Here is a 22,314-nt window from a genome sequence, read left to right as displayed (position 1 = left end):
AGAGCCAGGAACGACACCATTCGAACGGTGTAAAAACTGCAAATAGCTTGAAATTTGCGGTTTGAACCAACCGAATGGTTTACAGTGATCGGCGTTGTCATCCAGCAGCGCGGTGTCGGCATGTGGACGCGCGTGCGCTGGATCAGTCGAGTTCGGGGTGAATGGCTGTGGTACCGGTGTCTTCAGTGTGCGTTTTTTTCGTATGCGTCCTGTCCGATCATGCTGAAAGTCGAACCGCGTGAGCGTCGACTCGGCGGGATCCGAATCGACACGCAGGCGCACACCTCGAAGCGGTAGGGAACGGCCGACCCGGGCGACACGGCACCGGGCGGCGCGCTCCGCGACGCTCCCGCAGCTTCTCGCTGCGGCGGTGGACGCGCGACCGCACGGGATCGCCGTCCACACCGACGACGGTTCGATCACGTACGCGGACCTCGACCGTCGATCGTCGAGGCTCGCGCGCGTTCTGATCCAGCGTGGTCTCGGCCCGGAGGATCTCGTCGCCATCGCCGTCACCCGCTCGTTGGAATCTGTCCTGTTCGTGTGGGCAGTCGCGAAATCGGGCGCGGCCTTCGTTCCGATCGACCCGGACTACCCGGCCGAGCGTGTGCGCTACATGCTCGACGATTCGGGTGCGAAGACCGGTCTGACGACCCGGCGCGCCATCGACGTCCTGCCCGGCAGCGTGCCGTGGATCGTGCTGGAGGACATCGAGCGCGATGCGTCGGCGATGTCGTCGGAACCCGTTGCGGCGGTGGAGCGTACGTCGGTTCTGCGCGCGTCGAACCTCGCCTACCTGATCTACACGTCGGGGTCGACCGGTACGCCCAAGGGTGTCGCCGTCACCCACACGGGCCTGCAGAATCTCGCCGACTCGCAGCGCGTGACGTTCGGCATCTCGGCCGAGTCCCGTACCCTTCACTTCGCATCGCCGAGCTTCGACGCCGCGGTGCTCGAGCTGTTGCTCGCCGTCGGCGCGGCCGCCACGATGGTCGTCGTGCCGACCGGAATCGTCGGGGGCGACGAATTCGCCGACGTATTGAGGCGGCACCGCGTCACCCACGCGTTCGTGACGCCGGCGGCACTGGCGTCCGCTCCGAACAACGACCTGCCCGATCTGGAAGCCGTGATGGTCGGCGGTGAGGCGTACACGTCGGAACTGGTGGCGCGATGGGCTGTCGGCCGACGCTTTCACAACGTGTACGGGCCGACGGAAACGACGTGCATCACCACCAGCAGCGCGCCCCTCGACCCGTCCGGGCCGATGCCGATCGGTACGCCGCTGACCGGCGTGCGCGCCTACGTCGTCGACTCCCGACTTCGGGCCGTCCCCGTCGGCGTGGTCGGCGAGCTGTATCTCGCCGGGCCCGCCGTGGCCCGGGCGTATCACCGGCGCGGTGGATTGTCGGCGTCGCGGTTCGTGGCCGATCCGTGGGCCCCGGACGGTGGCGCGGGGAGGATGTATCGCACCGGTGACACCGTGCGTGTACGTCCCGACGGCTCGATCGACTACGTGGGACGCAACGACTCCCAGGTCAAGGTCCGGGGCTTCCGTATCGAACTCGGGGAGATCGACGCAGCGCTCGAGGCGCACGACACCGTCGACTTCGCAGCCTCCGCGGTACATGCGGGGGCGGACGGCGTCGATGCGCTGGTCGGGTACGTGCTTCCCGCCGAGGGGCACACCGTCGAGCCGCGAGCACTACTCGACTTCCTCGGGCAGTCGCTGGCACGCCACATGGTTCCCGCGGCCATCGTGGTCCTGGACCGCATCCCGCTCACCCCGGTCGGCAAGCTCGACCGGAAGGCACTTCCCGCGCCCGTGTTCGACACTGCCGCGTTCCGTGAGCCGGTCACCGACATGGAACGAGCCGTGGCCGAGACGTTCGCCGAGGTGCTCGGCGTGCCGAGGGTCGGCCTGGACGATCACTTCTTCGAAATCGGCGGAAACTCACTCAGCGCGACGCAGGTCGCGTCGCGGCTCGGGGCGAGATTGAACGCCCGAGTCTCCGCACGCGTGGTGTTCGAGGCGTCGACAGTCGCCGGACTGGCCTCGCGGGTGGAAGGGGAACTCGGCGGCGGAGATGCACTGCCGCTCGGACCCGAGGTGCGGCCCGACGTCATCCCGCTGTCGTTGGCGCAGCAGCGCATGTGGTTCCTCCAGAAATTCGATCCGACGTCGCCTGCCAGCAACGTCCCGGCAGCTCTGAGCCTCGACGGGCCTGTCGACGTCGACGCGCTTCGTGACGCCGTCGTCGATCTGCAGCGACGACACGAGTCGCTGCGGACCGTCTATCCCGATCGCGACGGTATCGGCTTCCAGGTCGTCGTTCCGGTCGAACGCACCGGCGTCGAATTGAAGTATCTGTCGATGACCGACAGCGCCGTCGCGTCGCACCTCACCGACGTCGCACTGCAACCGTTCGATCTGTCCACGTCGGTACCACTACGCGTCGAGCTGATCTCCCTCGGCGGTGACAGACACGTGCTGGTGGTCGTCCTGCACCACATCTGCGCCGACGGTGCTTCGGTGGCGCCGCTCGTCACGGATCTGGTGACGGCGTACCTCGCTCGCGCCGAAGGCCGCGAGCCCGGGTGGGCGCCGCTGCGTGTCCAGTACGCGGATTACAGCCTGTGGCAACGGAAATTGCTCGGGTCCGAGTCCGATCCGACGTCGCTGGCGTCGCGGCAGCTCGAGTACTGGACCACGGCACTTGCCGACATCCCCGATCGCATCGAGTTGCCGACGGACAGAGCACGACCTGCGGAGGCATCCGGCGTCGGCGACACGGTCGAGTTCGAGGTGAGCGCGGCCGTCCATGCAGCACTGACCGAACTGGCTCGACGGTGCGACGCGACGCCGTTCATGGCGATGCACACCGCCTTCGCGATCATGCTGTCGAAGATCGCGGCGACGAACGACGTCGTCGTCGGAACCCCCGTCGCGGGTCGCGGCGAGCAAGACCTCGACGCGCTCGTCGGAATGTTCGTCAATACCTTGGCACTGCGCACCCAGGTCGATCCGTCGATGACGTTCGTCGAACTGCTGGGGCGCGTCCGCGAGGCGGACCGCGGCGCGTTCGCGCACGCCGAGCTGCCGTTCGAGCGGCTGGTCGAGGTGCTCGACCCGGTTCGCTCCGCCGGCCATCACCCGTTGTTCCAGGTCGCCCTCTTCTTCCAGAATCTGCAACAGAGCAGCTTCGAGCTTCCCGGCACGTCCGTGACATTGCTGGATCTCGATGTGGCCGTCGCGAAATTCGATCTGCAGCTGACGATCACGCCCCGGATCGACGAGGCCGGTGAGCCCGCGGGCATGTCCGCCACGTTCACCTACGCGACCGACCTGTTCGAGCGGCGCACGGTGCGCACGTTGGCCGATCGGCTCGGTGCCGTGCTGAGCGCGGCCGTCGCCGATCCACACGTCGTCGTCGGTGACATCGACGTGTTGACCGACGCCGAACGCACCGACGTGATGCTGGCGTGGAACGACACCGCGCATGCGATGCCGGAGCGAACACTGCTCGATCTCTACGACGCACGCGTTCGGCGAACCCCCGACGCAGTCGCGATCGTGTCCGATCGAGAGAGCCTGACCTACGCCGAGTTCGACGACCGTGTGCAACGCCTGGCCCGGGTTCTCGTCGATCGTGGAGTGGGTCCCGACGTGCTCGTCGGGCTCGCGGTGCGCCGCTCCGCCGAGTTGGTCGTCGGTATGTACGCGGTACTCGCGGCAGGCGGCGCGTTCGTTCCGCTGGACCCCGCGCATCCCGCCGATCGGTTGACCCACATCCTCGATACGGCGCGACCGCTCTGCGTGTTGACCACCTCCGCCGACCGCCCCGCGCTTCCCACCGAGGCCGGTGGCGTCGGCGTCGATGCCGTCGAGATCGACACCATCCTGGCCGACGGGGACGTCACCGCTACCGCACGGGTTCTCCGCGCACACGTTCGCCGGGACAACCTGGCGTACGTCATCTTCACGTCGGGCTCGACCGGGCGACCCAAGGGCGTCGCGGTGTCGCATCGCGCGATCGAGAACCAGATGTCCTGGATGACAGCCTATTACGACCTGGACAGCGACGACGTCTACCTGCAGAAGACCGCGACGACGTTCGACGTGTCGCTCTGGGGATTCTTTCTGCCGTTGCGCACCGGCGCGTCGATGGTCCTGATGTCACCCGACGGGCACCGCGATCCAGTGCTGGTGGCCGACATCGTCGATCGCGAACAGGTGACGGTCACCGATTTCGTCCCGTCGATGCTCGGTGTGTTCGCGGCGCACGCGGCTGCCGATCGGCTGACGTCTCTGCGGCACGTGTTCGTCATCGGGGAGGCGCTGCCTCCCGAGACTGTCGACGCGTTCGCGGCGGTGTCGTCCGCGCGTCTGCACAATCTGTACGGTCCGACCGAAGCAGCGGTGTCGGTGACCCAGTGGGAAGCGACTTCGGTCAGGTCGCTGCAGCGACAGACGGTACCGATCGGAGTGCCGCAGTGGAACGTTCGCGTGCACGTGCTCGATGCACGGTTGCGACCCGTCGCGCCGGGGGTGGCCGGCGAACTCTACCTCTCGGGAGTGCAGCTCGCGCGGGGTTACGTTGGTCGACCCGATCTGACGGCTGACCGGTTCGTCGCGGACCCCAACGGCTTCGTCGGGGAACTCATGTATCGCACCGGCGACCTCGTTCGGTGGATCCCAGGTGGACAGGGTGCGCTGGAGTACATCGGTCGCACCGACTTCCAGGTCAAGTTCCGTGGCCAGCGCATCGAATTGGGTGACATCGAGTCAGCATTGTTGTCACATCCGTCGGTCAGTCAGGCCGTCGTGCTCGTCGCGGTGACGTCGACCGGAGATCAGCTGGCCGGGTACGTCGTGCTCGCTCCGGGAGCCGACGCCGACAGCTCGGAACTGACCACGTTCGTACGTGACATCCTGCCGTCGTACATGGTGCCGACCGCGATCGTCGTTCTCGACGCACTGCCGTTGGGCACGAGCGGCAAGCTCGACCGAAAAGCATTGCCGTCACCGGAGTTCCGGGTCAACGAATATCTACCGCCGACGACTGCTGCGGAGGAGATCGTCGCGGAGGTCTACTCGCAGGTACTGGGGCTTCCTCGCGTCGGAACCGACGACAACTTCTTCGACCTCGGCGGAAACTCTCTGGTGGCAACGCAAGTCGTGGCACGCATCGGCGCCGCGCTCGATACCAGGGTGCCGGTCCGAGTGTTGTTCGAAGCACCGACCGTCGCCGCGTTGGCGCTGCGCCTCGACTCCGCGTCGGACGTCGGACGCACTCCGCTCGTCGCCCGTGTGCGTCCGTCGGTGGTGCCACTGTCGCTCGCCCAGCAGCGCATGTGGTTCCTCAACCGATTCGACACCACATCCTTCGCGGACAACCTGCCGATCGCGATGAAGCTGGTCGGTGACCTGGACTCCGACGCGCTCGCGGCGGCCGTCACCGACGTGGTGTGGCGTCACGAGCCGCTCCGCACCCGATACCCGGAGCACGACGGGGTGCCACGCCAGCTCGTACTCCCCGCCGATCGTGTCGATCTCGATCTCGAACCGCGGTTTCTGAACATCTCCGATGTGACGGCCGATCTCGCGACCTTCGTGTCGATGGGTTTCGATGTCGCAGAACAAGTTCCGCTTCGAGTCCGGCTGTACGCGATCGGTGAGGACGACTACGTGCTGGCCGTCGTGCTGCATCACATCGCGGGCGACGGGTTCTCGATGCGTCCTCTCGCGCGCGACCTGATGACGGCGTACGTCGCACGGACGGCCGGGCAACCGCCGTCGTGGTCACCGCTCGACGTGCAGTACGCCGATTTCGCGCTGTGGCAGCGCGCAGTGCTGGGCGATCAGAACGACCCGAACTCCGTCCTGAGCACCCAGGCCGAGTACTGGACCGCTGCACTCGCCGGTTTGCCGGACCGCCTCGAACTGCCGACCGATCACCCGCGTCCGCGGGTCGCGTCCCACCGTGGTGCGATGCTCGAATTCTCGGTCGCGGGTTCGGTACATGCCGGGCTCAATCAGCTTGCGCGCGAAAGCAACGGCACTCTGTTCATGGTGTTGCATGCGGCGCTCGCGGTGCTGCTCGGGCGACTGTCGACCGCGTCCGACATCGCCATCGGTACACCCGTCGCGGGTCGAGGTGAGCAAGCCCTGGACGACCTCATCGGAATGTTCGTCAACACGTTGGTACTGCGCACCGAACTGGATCGCGCGGACGAGCCGTTCGTCGAACTGCTGGATCGGGTGCGATCCGCGGATCTCGCGGCGTTCGGCCACGCGGATCTGCCGTTCGAACAGCTCGTCGACATTCTCGCGCCGGAGCGCACGACCGATCGCACTCCGCTGTTCCAGGTAGCACTCGTGTTCCAGAATCTCGGTGAAGAAACGCTCGATCTGCCGGGGCTGCAGGTCTCTCGACTCGAACTGGAATCGAACACGTCCAAGTTCGACCTGCAGTTCACGGTGTCAGAAACGATCGGCGTGAACGGCGAATCCGCCGGCCTCGCGGGTGCGTTGACGTACGCCACCGACCTGTTCGACGCGGACACCGCCCGCACGCTCGCGAGACGGTTCGAAACCATCCTCGGTGCAGTCGTCCACGGACCGGCGACGCCGATCGGCGACCTCGACATCCTCGACGACTTCGAACTGGAGACGCTCGTCCGGGCACCCTCGACTCCGGAACCGCCCGTCGTGCTGACCGAGCTCCTCGCCGCAGCGGTTGCCGCCGCACCCGACGGCGACGCCGTGTCGTACGGCGGCTCCTCGCTGACCTACACCGAACTGGACCGGCGTTCGTCGCGTCTCGCGCGGGTACTTCTCGACGCTGGGGTGGGGCCGGGCGACCTCGTCGCGATCGCGATTCCGCGGTCCTTCGACTCGATCGTCGCGCTGTGGGGCGTCGCGAAGTCGGGCGCCGCGTTCGTGAGTGTCGACCCGAACTATCCGGCGGACCGCGTCGCGCACATGATCGACGACGCACAGCCCGCGTTGGGTCTGACCGTGGCGAGCGCGAAAGAGACTCTCCCAGAGGCGATCTCATGGCAGGTGTTGGACGACGACGAATTCCGGCGATTGCTGGCCTTGCGCTCCGCCGAGCCGGTTGCACGAGAGGAACTGCGACGGCCGCTGCACGCGAGCCATCCCGCGTACGTCATCTACACGTCGGGTTCCACCGGACGGCCCAAGGGTGTGGTGGTGACCCACTCGGGACTCGCCAATTTCGCTGCGGAGCAACGAGATCGATACCGATTGGGCCGCGACGACCGTGCGTTGCACTTCGCGTCACCGAGCTTCGACGCGTCGATCCTGGAACTGCTGCTGGCGCTGGCATCGTCGTCGACGCTGGTCGTGGCACCGACAGATATCTACGGAGGCGAGGAACTGACGTCGCTGTTGCGCGGCGAACGCGTCACACACGCCTTCATCACGCCTGCCGCGCTGGCGACTGTCGACCCCGACGGGCTCGACGATCTGCGAGTGCTCGTCGCAGGCGGCGAGGCATGCCCACCGGAACTCGTTGCGAGGTGGACGGATTCGCGAAGTGGCCGCGAATTCTTCAACGGGTACGGACCCACCGAGACCACGATCATGACGAACATCTCGGCGCCGCTCGAGGCCGGAGACCGCATCACGATCGGCGGACCGATCAGAGGAATGTCGTCGTTGGTGCTCGACGACCGCCTGCGGCCGGTTCCGGTCGGTGTCAGCGGTGAGCACTACATCGCAGGCATCCAGCTCGCACAGGGCTACCACCGCAGGCCCGGCCTGAGCGCCGAACGATTCGTCGCCGACCCGTACGGTGCGCACGGAACGCGGATGTACCGTACCGGAGACGTCGTGCGGTGGACGGCCGACCGCGAGATCGAGTACGTCGGCCGCTCGGATTTCCAGGTGAAGATCCGTGGGTTCCGTATCGAACTCGGCGAGATCGACGCGGTGCTCGCGTCGCATCCGGACGTCGAATTCGCCACGACTGCAGTACGCGAGCTGGCGTCGGGAAGCGCTGCCATCGTCGGCTACGTTCTTCCCGCCGCGGAGCGGACGGTCGAGCCGCGGGAGCTTCTGGGGTTCGCTTCCGGTTCGCTTCCGGCGCACATGGTTCCGTCGTCGATCGTCGTACTCGACTCGGTGCCGTTGACGCCGGTGGGCAAGCTGGATCGAAAGGCACTGCCGGAGCCGGTGTTCCACGCGGCGGACCGAACCGAACCGGTCGACGCCACCGAGACGGTGCTCGCCGAGCTGTTCGCGGACGTGCTCGGACTGGACACGGTCGGCACCACGGATTCGTTCTTCGCACTCGGCGGCGACAGCATCGTCTCGATCCAGTTGGTATCCCGAGCGAAAGCCCGCGGACTGCGCATCTCGCCGCGGCAGGTGTTCGAACACAAGACGGTCCAGGCGCTCGCGCGGGTTGCGGTGCTCAGCGCTGACACCGACGTGGCGGGCCTCGCGGAACTCCCCGGTGGGGGCGTCGGCGAGATGCCGTCGACTCCGGCCGTTCGGTTCATGACGTCGCGTGGTGGGTCGTTCGATCGGTTCGAGCAGACGCTCGGGCTCGAGCTGCCTGTCGGAATCGAGCGCGCGCAGCTCGTCGCGGTCGTGCGTGCCGTGATCGATCGGCACGACATGCTGCGTGCGACGCTCGTCGCGGACGGCGACGTACCGATCCTGCGGACCTCGGAGCCAGGATCCGTCGACGTCGAGGCGATCGTCGAGCGCACTGCGTTCGACGAGAACGTCGATGCGGACGGCCTTGTCGCGCTCGCAGACGATGCGCTGGAAGACGCACTCGCCGGGCTCGACCCGTCGACGGGTCGTGTCATCCGGTTCGCGTGGCTCGACCCGGTGACGGCCGACGGTGGGTCGTCGCGTCGCACGGGACGACTGATCGTCGCGGCTCATCACATGGTCGTCGACGGTGTGTCGTGGCGAATTCTGATTCCCGATTTCGTCTCGGCTTGGCTGGCGGTGTCGGCGGGACAGAAGCCTCATCTGGACGCGGCAGGTACGTCGTTCCGCACGTGGGCACACGCGTTGCAGGACCGCGCGTCACGCGCCGACGAGGTGGAACTGTGGGAGACGGTCCTGGACGGACCGGACCCGCTGATGTCACCGCGCTCGTTCGATCCGTCGATCGATCTCGCATCGGCGGTGGAGAAGGTGACGGTACGGCTGTCGCAGGACGTGACCGTCGCCGTCGTGACGACGATCCCGACGATGTACCGAACGGGTGCGGGCGATGCGTTGATCGCGGCGCTCGCGATGTCCGTGGCGCGCTGGAGACGAGATCGCGGTGTCGACGAGATGTCGTCGCTGATCGGTCTCGAAGGACACGGCCGTGAGGAATCCGTGGTTCCCGGCGCCGACCTCTCTCGGACGGTCGGCTGGTTCACGTCGATGTTCCCGGCGCGAGTGGACCTGAGCGGAATCGACCTCGACGACGCGTTCCGCGGCGGCCCGTCGGCCGGGGCCGTGGTCAAGCGCGTCAAGGAACAGTTGCTTGCGTTGCCGGACAAGGGGATCGGATACGGCATCCTGCGTTATCTCGGCAACGCCGACGTCTCCGCGCGGCTTGCCGGCGGGCCTCGGCAGGTGAGCTTCAACTACCTCGGACGACTGTCGCACGGTGACATTCCCGAGGCGATGCAGGGCATCGGGTGGCTGCCCGCGTCCGATCTCGGTGAACTGGACGGCCGGGGCGATCCCGACATGCCCGCGATGGCGACGGTGGACATCAACGCGATCGTGCTCGGCGGCGAACTCAGCGCGGGCTTCGGATTCCCGTCGACGTTGATGGACCGCGACGACGTCCGGGAACTCGCCGACACGTGGGTCGACGCTCTGACTGCTGTTGCACGACATGCGCATTCGTCGAACGGCGGGCTCACCCCGTCGGACGTCGAACTGGTCCGTACGACGCAGTCGGACATCGATGCGTGGGAGGCCGCGTACGGCTCGGTCCTCGACGTGTGGCCGCTGACGCCGCTGCAGCAGGGGCTGGCATTCCACGCGCTGCTCGCCGGCGGTGGCGGTGGGGTGTACACCACGCAGATGGTGCTGCACCTGGAAGGGCACGTCGATGTCGACCGTTTACGCGGCGCGGCCGAGGCTTTGCTGTCGCGGCACCCCAACCTGCGCACGGCATTCGTTGCCGACTCGACGGGGTCGCCGGTTCAGGTGGTTCTCGACGACGTCGCATTGCCGTGGTACACGATCGATGCCCGCTCCGACGAGGTCGAGAGGTTACTGCGTGACGATCAGGAGGCGGGCTTCGACCTCGGCGCGCCTCCTCTGATCAGGTTCGTCTGCATCCGGACCGCTTCGGACCGAGTGACGCTGGGCGTCACGTGCGAACACGTCCTGCTCGACGGGTGGTCGATGCCGATCCTCTTGCAGGACCTGCTGGTGCTCTACGCGGTGTCGGGTGCGACCTCGGCGTTGCCCGCTGTGAGGCCGTTCTCCGACTACCTCAGGTGGCTGGTCGGCCTGGACGCGAACACGTCCCGCGACGCATGGGCAACCGCGCTGGCCGACTTCGACGAACCGACCCTGCTGACGACGGTGTTCGAATCCGATACGCGTCGAACAGGATTCGGGGACCATCGCTTCGCCCTGTCCGCCGAGACCACGATGGCGCTGACCGACGTCGCCTCGTCAGCCGGTGTCACTCCGAACACCGTCGTTCAGGCTGCGTGGGCGATCGTGCTCGGGTCGCTCACCGACCGGGACGACGTGGTGTTCGGAACGACGGTCTCCGGACGGCCCGCGGATCTCGACGGCGTCGAGTCGATGGTCGGACTGTTCATCAACACGATTCCCGTTCGCGTTCGACTCCCACGCACGTCCTCGGTAAGGGCAGTACTGCAGGAGTTGCAGGCGACGTCCGCGGGTCTGCTCGATCACCACCACGTCGGGCTCGCCGAACTCCACCAGCTCACCGATGTCGGGACGCTGTTCGACACCTTGGTGGTGTTCGAGTCCTATCCTGTCGACCGCACGGCGATCGAGCAGGCCAGCTCGATCGACGGGATGTCCGTCGTCGGGATCGACACGGTCGATGCGACCCACTACCCGTTGTCGATCGTCGCCGTCGCCGGGGACGTGCTACATCTCGACTTCAAGTACGCGCACAGTATGTTCGACGAGGTCTCGATCGGTGACCTCGCGTCGCGGTATGTCCGCGTGTTGGAAGCAGTCGTCAGTCGCCCCGATTCGCTCGTCGGCGACGTCGACGTCACGAGGGACCACGAGCGGATCGCGCGCACCGGGCCGCCGGACGTCGGCCCGATGGTGCTGTCGGACATGCTCGTTCGCGGCGCGACTGTTTCTCCCGACGCGGTGGCTGTGGAGTGCGAGGATCGCATTCTCACTTACCGAGATCTCGACGAGCGGTCGAATCGCCTCGCTCGTGTCATCGTCGGGAGGGGTGTCGGCCCCGACGACGTCGTCGCAGTCGGAATCCGGCGTTCCCTCGAGTCGGTGATCGCCGTGTGGGCCGTCGCCAAGTCCGGTGCCGCGTTCCTCCCGGTGGACCCGTCCTACCCGCAGGCACGTATCGCACACATGATCGACGATTCGGGCGCGGTTCTGGGACTCACGGTCGCGCAGGATGCCGAAGCGCTGCCGTCGTCGACCGAATGGATTGTCCTCGACGATCGGGCTACGGTTCGCGAGACCGACCGTGTAAGTGCTGCTCCCGTGACAGACGACGACCGCCTGTCGGCTGTTCGGACGTCGCACGCCGCGTACGTCATCTACACATCGGGGTCGACCGGTGTGCCGAAGGGTGTCGTGGTCACCCACGCAGGACTGTCGAATCTTGCTGCTGCACAGTGGGAGAAGTTCGGCACCGACTCCACCAGCCGGACTCTCCACTTCGCGTCGCCGAGTTTCGACGCGTCCGTTCTCGAGCTGTTGCTCGCGGCTCCGGTCGGCGCGACGATGGTCGTCGTACCGACGTCGATCGTCGGCGGCGACGAACTCACGGAGTATGTGCAGGCCCACCGCGTCACGCATGCATTCGTCACGCCCGGCGCTCTCGCCACGATGGATCCCGGCGTGCTGCCCGACCTTGGCACCGTCGCTGTCGGTGGTGAGGCGTGGCCGCCCGAGCTTCTCGAGAGATGGGCACCGGGCCGGCGGTTCCTCAACGCCTACGGACCCACCGAGGCGACGGTCGCCACGACCATCAGTAACCCGTTGACCGCACGCGAACCGATCACCATCGGCGGCCCGATTCACGGTGTGCAGGCGTTCGTCCTCGACTCATGTCTACGGCCTGTCCCGGATGGAGTCGTCGGCGAGGTCTACTTCGCCGGTCGAGGGCTGGCGCGTGGCTACGCGGCGCTACCCGGACGAACGGCGGCGGCGTTCGTTGCCGATCCGTTCGGCGAAGGTGGTCGCTTGTACCGGACCGGAGACCGTGCGCGGTGGCGAGACGGTGCACTGCGCTACGTCGGAAGAAGCGACGCCCAGGTCAAGATCCGTGGGTTCCGAATCGAGCCGGGTGAGATCGATGCGGCACTGACGGCGATTCCGGGCGTCGACTACGCGGTGACGACTGTGCGTCACGACGACGACAGGCCGTACCTCGCTTCCTACGTCGTGTGCTCGCCGTCGAGCACGGCGACGGTCGGGGAACTACGCGCGCAGCTGAGGCAGACGCTTCCCGCACACATGATTCCCCTCGCGATCGTTCGGCTCGACGAGATGCCGCTGACCGGATCGGGCAAGCTCGACGTGGACGCGCTACCGGCGCCGGAGATCGGCACTCGGGTCTTCGTCGAACCGACGACCGATCTCGAACGGCTCGTCGCGACAGTGTTCGCGGAAACGTTGTCGGTCGAGCGGGTCGGTCTCGGCGAGGACTTCGTGGAACTGGGCGGCGACTCTCTTGCGGCCACGCAGGTGGTCTCGGCGTTACGTCGACGAACCGGCCGAAAGGTCATGGTGCAGTGGATTCTGGAGTCGAGGACCGTGGAGGGACTGGCGGCGAGAATCGGTGCCGGCGACGTTGTCGATCACGATCGTTCGTTGGACGTCATCGTCGCGCTGCGCGCATCGGGTAGCGGAACTCCGGTATTCTGCATCCACCCGATGCTGGGTCTCGCATGGGGATACGTGCCTCTTCTTCGAATCATGGATGCCGACGTGCCGGTGTACGGAGTGCAGACGCCGGCGTTGCGGGAGCCGGACTTCGACGCTCGATCGATCGTCGATCTGGCAGCACGTTATGCATCGGAGATCGAAAGGACGAGACCGAACGGTCCTGTATCTCTACTGGGCTGGTCGCTGGGAGGTGTACTCGCACACGCCGTCGGCGTGGAGCTACAGCGTCGAGGTCGTACCGTCGAGGCGTTGACACTGTTGGACTCGTTCACACGTGTCGACGCGTCCGCGTTCGACTCGGAGGTGCGGGCGCTACTGACGGCGGCCGGCGTCGCTCTCGACCCCGACGTCGCGGTGACGTCGCCGAACAATGCAATCGTTCGTGCGCTCATGTCGATCCTGCCCGACGATGTCATCGCACTGGACGAGGATCGGATCTCGCGCATGTTCGCGGCCGCGTCGTCGTCGCCCGATTCGATCAACGCCTACGAACCCGGCGTGTTCTCGGGCCGTGTCACGGTCGTCAGGGCAGGCATCGATCGTTCGGACGACCACGACACCGTTGCGACCTGGGGTCCCTACGTGTCGGATGCCGTGCTGGAGCTCGTTGCGCCTGTCACACACGCCGACATGTTGTCGCCCCTTGCCATGGACGTGATCGGACGTGCGCTGCGCCACTGAACGAGGCTTACGAGCTACTCGCGGGTAACGGACGTCGAACAGGAGCCGATACTGTTTCGGGTTGCGAACGAACGTCTGTGATCGGTAACTGACTTCTCGTCGTGCCGTCCGGCGGGACGATTGGTTCGAATACCCTGTACGGGCTCGGCAGCAGGGCCGAGTCGGCCAGGCTGCCGTGATCGACGGTGGTGAAGACCGATCTCGAGGGGCGATGAACGAAGTGCGCAGGAATGCCGTGGACAATGACGAGATGTACTACTCAGCTCGGCAAGGTGTCACGACCGCATGACCGATCGCTCCGAACGTTCACGTTCTCGACGTCCACGGCCCAGCCGCACGCGGGTGCGGCGGAACGCGACGGCGCTGTTACCCCAACTCCTCCGCGGGGCAGTGGAGATCGATCCGACCGCCGACGCTTTGGTGTCCGGTGATCGCACCGTGTCTTACGGCGAGCTCGACCGGCGGTCGTCCAAGATCGCCCGCGTTCTGATCGCGGAGGGTGTCGGTCCCGAGGACATCGTCGCCATCGCAATCACGCGGTCCGTGGAGTCCGTCGTCGCACTGTGGTCGGTCGCGAAGACGGGAGCCGCTTTCGTGCCCGTCGACCCTACGTACCCGGCCGACCGCGTGTTGCACATGTTGACCGATTCCGGCGCGCAGATCGGCGTGACTACGTCCACGCATCGCGCAGATCTCCCGGGCGCGGTCCAGTGGACCGTCATCGACGACAGCCACTTCGTGGAGCGGCTCGACTCGGTCGCCGACGATACGATCTTCGCCTCGGACCGCGTCGCGACCCTACGGACCGACAACCTCGCGTACCTCATCTACACATCGGGTTCGACCGGTATCCCCAAGGGAGTGGCCGTCACGCACTCGGGACTCGCCGACCTTGCCGCAGAACAGATGGACCGGTACGAACTGACGCCGTCGGCTCGGACGCTGCATTTCGCGTCACCGAGCTTCGACGCGTCCATCCTCGAACTGCTGCTGGCGATCGCCGCCGGCTCGACGATGGTCATCGCACCGAGCGATCTCTACGGCGGCGACGAGCTCGGTCGATTCCTGCACGACAACAAGGTGACGCACGCTTTCGTAACGCCGGCCGCCCTGGCCTCCGTGGATCCGTCCGGCCTCGATTCGCTCGAGACCGTCTCCGTCGGTGGGGAAAGCGTTCCGCCCGAGCTTCTCGCGAAGTGGGGAGCTGACCGTCGATTCCTCGACGTCTATGGACCCACCGAGGCGACGGTCGTCAGCACGATGTCGTCGCCGCTCACACCTGGCGACGCGATCACGATCGGTGACGCGATAGCCGGGAGTCACGCATACGTACTCGATCAGCGTCTGAGACCCGTTCCGACGGGTGTGGCAGGCGAGCTGTACCTCGGCGGCGCGGGTGTCGCCCGGGGTTATCACGGCAAGCAAGCGCTCACGTCCACGAGGTTCGTTCCGAACCCGTTCGCGGACAGCCCCGACAACAGCCAACTGCGCGGCACACGGATGTATCGCACCGGGGATATGGTGCGACGAAATTCGTCGGGTTCGTTGGAGTACGTGGCGCGAAACGACTCGCAGGTCAAGGTGCGCGGATTCCGCATCGAACTCGGTGAAGTCGACACCGTGCTCACCGCGCATCCCTCTGTCGCTTTCGCCGTCACCGTCGGCCAGGACGGGCCCGCCGGAGACACCGTTCTCGTGTCGTACGTTCGGGCGGCTGCAGGCGCCGAGCCAAGGCCCGAAGAACTGGCGTCTTTCGCCGCAAAATCGTTGCCCAAGCACATGATTCCGTCGTCGATCATGATCATCGATGCCGTGCCTCTCACGCCATCGGGCAAACTCGATCGTGACGAACTGCCGGACCCCGAGTTCCTGACACGGCAGTATCGGGCACCCGAGACGGACACCGAACGTGCCGTCGCGACGGTGTTCGCCGAGATACTCGGAGCGGACCGCGTCGGACTCGACGACGACTTCTTCGAACTCGGCGGGAACTCGCTGTCGGCAACTCGATTGGCTGCACGAATCGGGGCAGCGCTCGATCTGAAAGTCGGGGCGCGGGAAGTGTTCGCGGATTCGACCGTACGTGGGCTGGCAGCCATCGTGGATCGACTGGACGGGGGCGCCCGCGTCGAACTGACTGCCCGGCCGAGGCCCGACCGTATTCCGCTGTCGTACGCGCAGCAAAGGATGTGGTTCCTGAACCGATTCGACGAATCGTCCCTCGCGTACAACGTTCCCATCGCGATTCGACTCACCGGCGACCTCGATCGGCCGGCGCTCGAAGCGGCGATCGCAGACCTCGTCGTCCGACATGAAGTTCTCCGCACCGTGTATCCGGAGCACGACGGCACGGGATATCAGAAGATCTTGTCCCCGTCCGAGGTGCCCAACGGACTCGACATCCAATCGGCGAGCGAAAGCGATCTGATTGCACGTATCACCGACTTCATCGCGCGTGGGTTCGATGTCACGGCCGAGATCCCCTTTCGGGCTTCGCTTTTCACTCTCGGCACGGATGACGCTGTTCTGGTTCTCGTCGCGCACCACATCGCAGTCGACGGTTTTTCCATCGGCCCGCTGACGCGCGACCTGATGACGGCGTATGCGGCTCGCATGTCCGGTGACGAAAACGGTCTTCCCTCGTTGGAAGTGCAGTACGCAGACTTCGCGCTCTGGCAGCGAGAGGCTCTCGGTAGCGAAGACGACCCGACATCGGTTCTCGCGCAGCAGCTTTCCTACTGGTCGAATCAACTTGCGGGATTGCCCGAGGTGCTCGAACTGCCGACGGATCGACCGCGGCCGACCGAAGCGAGCGACGCGGGCGCCGCGCATACCTTCGTCGTCGAGGCGGAACTGGCAACCCGACTGCACGAGCTTGCTCGCAGCCGAGACGCGACGCTGTTCATGGTCACGTCTGCGGCTCTGGCGATCGTGCTGGCCAAGACGTCGGGGACCTCGGACATCGCGATCGGCACGGCGGTCGCCGGACGGGGTGAGGAGGCGCTCGACGAACTCGTCGGAATGTTCGTCAACACCCTTGTCCTACGGAGCGACGTTGCCGACGCACGATCTCTGGCGGAGCTGATCGACGAGGCTCGCACTACGGCGCTCGATGCCTTTGCACACGCAGACGTTCCGTTCGAGCGATTGGTCGAGATCCTCGATCCACCGCGCTCGACCGCACACACCCCGCTCTTTCAGGTCATGCTCACCATGCAGAACCTGGAGAGCTCGGAACTCCAGCTGCCCGGATTACGGGTCGGCGCCGTCGATTACGACTCGACCTCGGCCAAGTTCGATCTCGCACTGACGTTGACGCCGTCAACCGACGGCGGCGCTATCGGCGGCACAATCGTGTACGCGACCGATCTGTTCGACGAAACAACTGTCGCCGCGCTTGCCGAGCGTTTCGTCGGCGTGCTGCGACTCGTCGTCGACGACCCCGAGCGTCGTGTCCGCGATCTCGATCTACGTAGCTCCGGGGAGATCTCCGATCTTGCACGGTGGAACGCCACCGACGTCGCTCGGACCGACGAGACCGTTCTCGATGCATTCGACCGATTCGTGGAGACGACTCCGAATGCACCAGCGGTCACCTTCGGTGACACGACGCTGAACTACGCAGAATTCGGTCGCCGGGTCGACGCGGCTGCGCATCATCTGGTGAGCTTGGGTGTGGGACCCGAGACTGCGGTCGCAGTGGTCGCGACGCGATCGTTGGACATGCTCACAGGCATATACGCTGTGTTGCGCGCGGGCGGAGCGTACGTCCCGCTGGATCCGTCGTGGCCGCACGACCGAATTGCCTACGTCCTGGACATCGTGGAGCCGGTCATCGTCCTCGGCGCGGACGACGACTTCCCGACGTCGGGAGTTCCGCTGGTTCGCCTCGACGCCCTTGCTGCCGATGCAGACGGTAACCGGCCGGATTCGGCGAGGCTGCGGCCGGACAACGTCGCGTACACCATATTCACCTCGGGATCGACGGGTAGGCCGAAGGGTGTGTCGGTGTCGCATCGTGCGATCGTCGGACAACTCCAGTGGTTGGCCTCGGAGTTCGAGGTCGGTCCGACCGATGCGGTCCTGCAGAAGACCGCGGCTGGATTCGACGCGTCGGTGTGGGAGCTGTTGCTCCCGCTGAGTACCGGGGCTCGTCTGGTGCTCGCCGACCCGGAGGGGCATCGCGATCCTCGGTACATGGCGAATCTGATTGCAGCCGAACGCATCACGATTGCGCAGTTCGTTCCGTCGGTGTTGGCATTGATGGCAGAGGTCGCGATTGCCGACGAACTGCGCACGCTTCGAGCCGTTCTGGTGGGTGGCGAGCAACTCGACGCAGCCTTGGCATCCGATATTCGGGCGCTCAGCGGCGCGGACGTACACAACGTGTACGGACCGACCGAGACGACGGTCCAAGTCACCCACGCGGCGAGCGGACCGTCCGACGTGTCGGTCGTTCCTATCGGCACACCGGTGTTCGGAGCGCGCTTGTATGTCCTCGACGGTGGCTTGAACGAGGTGCCGGTGTCAGTAGTCGGGGAGCTCTACGTCGGGGGAGACCAGCTGGCGCGCGGTTACATGTCCCGTCCCGACCTCACGTCCGAGCGGTTCGTGGCCGACCCGTTCGTCGGCGGCGGTTCACGTCTGTACCGGACCGGAGACCTGGTGCGCCGTCGTCGGGACGGATCGCTGGTCTACGTCGGCAGGAGTGACGCACAGGTGAAGGTCAACGGACTCAGAGTCGAGCTGGGTGAGATCGAGTCAGCATTGCGGGCCGATGCAAGTGTCAGCGCTGCGGCGGCGTCGGTCGTGTCAGGCGTTCTCGTCGGGTATGTCGTGCCTGCCGAAGGACACATCGTCGACGAGGATGCACTGCGCGAACATCTGAGCACGAACTTGCCTGGATACATGATCCCCACCCGGTTCATGGTGCTGGAGAAATTGCCCTCCAACGCCAGCGGAAAACTGGACCGGCGTGCGCTTCCAGCTCCGAGTTACGTTGCGTCACAGTCCTATCGAGCGCCTGAAACCGACATCGAGCGTGTGCTCGTTGCCCTCTTCGCGGAGGTACTCGGACGCGAGCGGATCGGTCTCGACGATTCGTTCTTCGCGATGGGCGGCGACAGCATCATGTCGATTCAGCTGGTGTCCAGGGCGCAAGCCCGTGGTCTCGCGTTCCGTCCACGTGACGTCTTCGAAGCGAAGACCGTCGGACAACTGTCTCAGGTGGCCTCGTGGTCCACCCAGGACGCCGTAGTGCTTTCCGAGATCGAGGGTGGTGGTGTCGGAACGATGCCGACGACCCCGATCGTGGAAGCCATGATCGAGCGCGGAACCGATTACGGCAGGTTCACCCAGTCGGTGGCACTGGAGCTGCCGACCGGGATCGACCGGGACGGAATCGTCGCGACGATAGCTCACGTCGTGAACCACCACGACATGCTGCGATCGCGATTGGACCTGGACGAACGCGTGATCGAAGTAGCGCCACCCGGATCGGTGGATGTCGACACTCTCGTGCTCCGAGTCGACTGTGCGCCGGACGCATCGCCGTCGGCCGTCGCCGAAGCAGGGTCGACGATGCTCGACCGTGCGCTCGGCCAACTGGATCCCTCGTCGGGCGCGGTTCTTCGATTCGTGTGGATCGACTTCGGCCCCACCAGGGCGGGGCGAATCCTCGTCGTCGCTCACCATCTCGTCGTGGACGGAGTTTCGTGGCGCATTCTCGTCCCTGATTTCGTGACGGCATGGGCGCAGCACTCGGCCGGTGGCCCAGTGACCTTGGCGCCGGTCGGGACCTCCATGCGAACATGGGCTCACGCGATCCGTGAAGAGGCCGCGTCGGCCCCGCGGCGCTCCGAACTCGACTTCTGGCAATCCGTTGTGGACACGCCCGATCCTCTGCTCGGCAGCCGAGCGTTCGACCCGACGATCGACACGCGTTCGACGATGGAGTCGGTCTCCGTATCGGTGCCGTCCGAGGTGACCGACACGTTGCTGACGACGGCCCCGGCAATCGTCCGGGGTGGAGTCAACGACGTGCTGCTCACCGCACTCGCGATGGCGGTGACCGAGCTGCGGCGGCGACGCGGAATCGACGCGCCCGCCACCCTCGTGAGCCTCGAAGGACACGGCCGTGAAGAGGACGTCGTGCCGGGCGCAGACCTGTCGCGCACCGTCGGCTGGTTCACCACGGTGTTCCCAGTCGCGCTCGACCTCTCCGGAATCGACCTCGTCGATGCGTTCGGGGCGGGCGCCGGTGCAGGTGCAGCTCTCAAAATAGTCAAGGAGAACCTTGCCCGGATTCCCGACAAAGGCATCGGGTTCGGCTTGTTACGTCACCTGGACACCGTTACGGCTGCCGCTCTCCAGGGGCGACCACAGCCGCAGATCGGGTTCAACTACCTCGGACGAGTCGGGGCAGGTACCGGCGAGATTCCCGCCGGCGTGGAGATCGGGTGGGTACCCGCAGGCGATATGGGCGACATCGACGCCCCCGCAGACGATCTCGCGGCGGTAGCACTCGTCGACGTGAATGCTCTGGTGACGAACACCCCGAGCGGCGAGCAGCTCGAAGCGAGTTTCGCCTTCGCGTCGAGGACCATTGCACGCGAAGACGTCGACGAACTCGCGCAGCTGTGGGTGGATGCGCTCGACGCTGTCGCAACCTATTCGGTCTCGGCAGGGGCCGGCGGGCTGACACCATCCGACGTCCCACTCGTGTCCGTGTCCCAGGCCGACATCGACCGGTGGGAAGCGGCTTACGGCGACGTCGAAGACATCTGGCCGCTCACGCCGCTGCAGCAAGGACTGCAGTTCCATGCGCTCGCGGCAGGCTCGTCTCCGGACGTCTACATGCCGCAGATCGTCCTGACACTCGGCGGAGACCTCGATGCCTCGCGCTTACGCAGCGCCGCGGAGGCGGCAGTGGCTCGTCACGACGGCCTCCGAACCGTGTTCGTTCAAGCCGAGGACGGCCGGTCGGCGCAACTCGTGCGGTCACGTGCCAGCATCGGGTGGAACGAACTGGATCTGTCGGCTGAAACCGAGGCCGACAGACACCGTCGATTGCAGGCCGCGATCGAGGAAGACCGGTCCACTCGGTTCGATCTCGTCGGTGGCCCGCTGCTGCGGTTCACCGTAATACGGTTGTCGCGCAACGAATTCAGGCTCATCGTCACCGACCACCACATCGTGCTCGACGGGTGGTCGATGCCGATCCTGCTTCAGGAAATTCTGGCGCTGTACGCGCTGCGCGGTGACGATGGACTCCTGCCTCGCCCGAAGTCGTACAGGTCTTATCTATCCTGGCTCGGCGCGCGCGACATCACCGAGTCGTTGGACGTATGGTCCGCCGCGATGGCCGAAGTCCAGGAACCGACGTTCGTAGCAGGTCGCGAAAGGGTTGTGGTCGGGGAATGGGCCGAGCCGAAGTCTCTGACCCTCGGGCCGGACGAAACGTCGGCGCTGACGGCAACGGCAGCCCGGTTACAGGTCACCATGAATACTCTGGTCCAAGCAGCCTGGGCGATACTCCTTGCCCGCACGCTCGACCGCACCGACGTGGTCTTCGGTGCGACGGTCTCCGGCCGACCTGCCGAGATCAACGGGGTCGAAGGCATGGTGGGGTTGTTCATCAACACCATTCCGGTCCGCGTGCATCTCGAACCCGACGCCACAGTCGCATCCTTCCTCGAGCGTCTCCAGCGCGAACAGGTCGAGTTGCTGGAACACCACCACGTCGGACTCGCGGACATCACGCGCCGCGTCGGCGCGGGTGCGAAGTTCGACACCTTGACTGTGTTCGAGTCCTACCCGGTCGACGGGGCGGGGATCGCCGAACAGGCTGCGTCGATCGACGGGCTGACCGTTCTGGGCATGACGTTCGCCGAGTCCACCCACTACCCGGTGACGTTGCGCGTAACCCTCGGCGAGGAGTTGAACATTCGGCTGGAATACATGCGGGAAGTGGTTCCGGACGAGGTCGCGCATGAGTTGCTGCAGTCGTTGGAACGAGTCCTGTCGGTGTTCGGGTCCGATCCGGACACGGCGTTGCGTTCGGTGACGCATGCAGTCGGTCCATTGGACATTCGGTCGTGGCCGGCGAGCCCGACGGCTGTGGAGCAACTGTCACCGCGAAGTGATCGAACCGCCGACGTGGCTGCAGCGGTAGCGGCGACGTCCGAGCTGTTGGGACTCGCCGATGTGCGTGCGGAGGACAATCTGTTCGACCTCGGTGCCGGCTCGCTCGACGCGCTCGCACTCGCAGGTGTGTTGACCGCCGTGCTGAATCGTCGCATCCCGCTCGCCTCGGTGTTATCCGGAAAGACGATCGAAGCAATCGTCGGGTGAACCGTTTGCGAGCAGCTGTGAACAGGTCCCTGCCAATGTCCGAGTTATCGGTCATTTCACCGAATAATCAGCGCTTATGGATATTGCATGGTTTGTTCGTAAGGAATTGTTCATGTGTCGCCTGAGTCGGATCGACGAGGGGTTGTATGGCATCT

The 22,314-nt window shown here is 65.7% G+C and carries 2 protein-coding genes; both read left to right on the top strand.

The genetic code is table 11. The features are described 5' to 3' along the window. Window positions 1-238: 238 nt before the first annotated feature. A complete protein-coding gene (locus RhoFasB10_RS00250) occupies window positions 239-13,807 on the top strand; it encodes an amino acid adenylation domain-containing protein (protein ID WP_346764323.1) in 13,569 nt (4,522 codons plus the stop codon). Window positions 13,808-14,092: 285 nt separating this feature from the next. After that, window positions 14,093-22,159, top strand: coding sequence for a non-ribosomal peptide synthetase (locus tag RhoFasB10_RS00245; protein ID WP_167674609.1), 8,067 nt, complete (start codon window positions 14,093-14,095; stop codon window positions 22,157-22,159). Window positions 22,160-22,314: the final 155 nt, after the last annotated feature.

Source organism: Rhodococcus sp. B10 (assembly GCF_011770055.1).
Taxonomy (GTDB): domain Bacteria; phylum Actinomycetota; class Actinomycetes; order Mycobacteriales; family Mycobacteriaceae; genus Rhodococcoides; species Rhodococcoides kyotonensis_B.
This window is presented reverse-complemented; position numbering and strand designations above follow the sequence as displayed.

Excerpts from the sequence above, each read along its gene's own strand:
- RhoFasB10_RS00245 (WP_167674609.1), top strand. The coding sequence starts at position 14,093 with ATGACCGATCGCTCCGAACGTTCACGTTCTCGACGTCCACGGCCCAGC.